Annotated in this window: 2 protein-coding genes; both read right to left on the bottom strand. The window is 42.4% G+C overall.

Features of this window, described 5'->3' with window-relative positions:
* Positions 1-114 precede the first annotated feature (114 nt).
* Complete coding sequence (locus QZ334_RS07555) at positions 115-1,119, bottom strand: RluA family pseudouridine synthase (RefSeq protein ID WP_295233321.1); 1,005 nt, start codon at positions 1,117-1,119, stop codon at positions 115-117.
* Positions 1,119-3,337, bottom strand: a 2,219-nt coding sequence (locus tag QZ334_RS07550) for a 3'-5' exonuclease (RefSeq protein ID WP_295233317.1), incomplete at its 5' end; no start/stop codon positions are given. The genes QZ334_RS07555 and QZ334_RS07550, both read right to left, overlap by 1 nt.

Below are 3,337 nucleotides of genomic sequence, written 5' to 3'. Positions count from 1 at the left end.
GGAATATATAGACATAAAAAACTTGCTATCCATTACGCAATAGATAGCAAGTTAATCGAGTTCATCAATATGAAGTTATATATCACAAAACTAGGGAATCAGAAAACTAAAATCTCAGGCAGTAACCGTAATGCGCTCCCCTGTGCGCATGTGTGTAAATACTACCTTCTGAGCACGCAATTGGAAGGGCTGCCCCGTTGGTTGTGCGCCGTATAATGTATCCCCTACAAGAGAGTGACCGATATGGCTAAAGGCCACACGAATTTGATGTGTTTTCCCTGTGTACAAACGAACTAAAACCTCAGTATATCCACATTTTGATGAGTTATGCACAGATTTGTCCACATTTACACCATGTTTATCCACATTTTGTAATTCTATATCCACATTTTCTTGGTTCATATCCACAGAATTTTGGGACTTATTCACAGAGTTATCCACAGGTTGTGAAGAATGTCTACATAGGACGGAATAATCGGTGCGCGTTTCTTTTCCTTTAGGATTTACTTCATAATGAATCCCATCAGCACTGCGCTCCATAGGCAATACTAAAGAGTCTTCATCAGCTTCTACAATACCTTCTACAGTGGCCATATACCACTTTTCAAAGGTATTATCGTCCATTTGCTGTTGATACAGACTTTGGGCTAAACCGCTTTTAGCAATTACGATACAGCCCGTTGTATCTCTATCTAAGCGGTTCAAGAAACGAACCTTCCGCTTAATGCCATTTTCTTTGAAGTAGTACGCTACCCCATTAGCAAGAGATACTTGGTCTTTAGAGTTTACTGTCATACTAGTCGGTTTATCCACAATGAGGAGATCAACATCTTCATATAAGATATGTAGATCCATTTCAATTGGTTCGTAATCGATTTTTTCCTTAGCCATAGCAATCCAAATCTCATCACCTTCGGAGATAACATCCTTTGGCGTTGCCTTATGACCGTTGATGTGGATTAGTTTTTCCTCAAATAGCTTGACTAAGGACTTTCGAGGATATTTAGTATCTAGTACCGCACCAAGTGTAATATCTTGTTTCTCGCTATGTGTAGCCTCTATATCTGCAGCTGTTACGGTCCACAAAATATCATCTGGACGATGTGTTTTTCGCGCCATTAGTATCTCCTTTCTACGAGCTCAGGGTCTCGTGGCATATAGTTAAGTAGCGAGCTTGGTTGAACAGCTCGGCCACGTATATTCGTTTGTTCAAAGGTAATAGTCAGCTCTTGTTTAGGTCGTGTAATAGCCACATAGAACAAGCGCTTTTCTTCGTCTTCACGACCTTCTGCAATAGCAAAAGGACTAGGGAAGGTTCCTTCATTGAGGCCTGCCAAGAACACGTGGTCAAACTCGCTACCTTTAGCTTGGTGGATGGTAATGATTGGAATGCGATCTTCATTGCGTACCTGTTGGGCAGGCTCACCTGCTGTAAGGGCCGCCATCTGCAAGATTTGATTTAATCGAGCTAACCCGGCTGGGCCTTCATAGGCTGCATCTAGTTTTTCCATGATGCGATATAGATCCCGTATATGCTCTACCTTCGCCGATTCCCCATGGGATTTGTAGTACTCTAGAACCCCCATTTGGTTCATAATGTACGCCAATAACTTCGTTGGCAATTCCGTATAGGCCTTTCTCCGCAAGGTCGCCATTTGGGACGCAATATTGGTGAAAGCCGCTTTATATTTGTTAATCGCCACCATACGGCCTGTTGTGGTAGGCACGATATTTTCTTTCACCGCATAGATTAAAAGCTGTGCAGTGGCCAAGATATCGTCCATCGCATTGTGCGTAGGCTCATGATGGATAGGGAACTCGGATGCTAGGAAGCCCAATTTATGATTTGGCAAATTAGGGTAAAAACGACGATAAATATCTAAGGTATCATAAATCGCCTTGAACTGAGGATTTCCTAAATTATGACGTGCCAATTCGTTGGTAAAGATAGTCACATCATAATTTACATTGTGACCTACGATGATAGCACCCTTGGAGAATTCCTTAAAGGCTTGTAGCACTGTAGCTGGATCTTCACCGTGCTCTTGTAAATACGCATCGGAGAAGCCGTGTACCTCTTCGGATTGTCCCACAGGTACGCCTGGATTGATAAAACGTTCAAAGGTTTCTAGGACCTGCCCATATTCATCGATGCGGATGGCCGCAATTTGAATGATACGATCCTGAGACGTATCGGTACCAGTACTTTCTACGTCATACACCACAACCTCATGATGTTCTAAACCACTGACGAGCTTCGCATAAGGCTCTGCTTCAAAGATAGGCATATCCATAAAGTCCGTCAATTTTAAGCCCACTTGACGCGTTTCAGGGCTTTCAATGGCTGCAATACGAGCGCCACCGATACCAGCAACATAGCGTTTTATAATACGCTTAGCACTGACGGAGTCATTCGGGTTCATAAGCAGTTTGAAGTAAGCCATAACGTCTTTAATTTCTTGACGTCTAAAGAATTTGAACTCATCAATAATCATAAAGTGACGACGTTCGTCTTCAGGTTTTTCATTGTTGAGGCGTTCAAAAGAGTCGCTCAGTCGTTGCGCCTTTTTATTATCTCGTACTAAAACGCCAATATTGGCATCCTTTGGCAAGGCGCAGATAGCTTCATAGATATATCTGCCCTCAAGATAGCTATTTTTACAGCCTTTTATGAGAACAGGCTTACCCTTTCTTTCACTATTGGCGCGAGGCAATTCAGTATAGATAGATCCTACCAGATCAGGGAACATATTCTGCAATGTTTTGAAAGCCATCGTAAAGAGTGTCCAGTTAGAGCGGTAATTTTCATAGAAAATGATTTTTAAAGGCTTAAAGTCCGCATCAAATTGCTTGAGCAAACGGAATGGATCAGACCCACGCCATTCGTATATGGTTTGGAAATAGTCCCCACATAATAGGACGTGATTACCTTCCCACAGCATTTCTAGAACCTTGTACTCTAGTACGCCTGTGTCTTGCATTTCATCTACAGAGATATAGCAATAACGGCTACGCCAACGTTCCCGAACTACAGGATCTTGGAATAGACGATGAACACCACAGATAAGGTCCGTAAAATCTAGGCCATGTACGGAGGCTAAGCTTTCATCATAGGCGGCAATCCATTCGTGACCATGGTTCAAGAAGTCATGGAGTTCACTATAAAGAACATTCCCAAAACTAGAAAACTGTTGCTCAATGGCTGCGCGCTGTTCCTTTTGCAAACGATCAATAGTCCGTTTATAATCGCCTACGAGATCATCAGAATAGAACCCATATAGAGAGCGATATTCTTTTACCATGCCGATGATGTTGGCAAAGGACATTTCTCGCAACT

Origin of the sequence: Veillonella sp., from assembly GCF_019414865.1 — a bacterium.
Taxonomy (GTDB): Bacteria; Bacillota; Negativicutes; order Veillonellales; family Veillonellaceae; genus Veillonella.
Note: the sequence above shows the minus strand (reverse complement) of the source record. Positions and strands in the feature narration are given on the sequence as shown.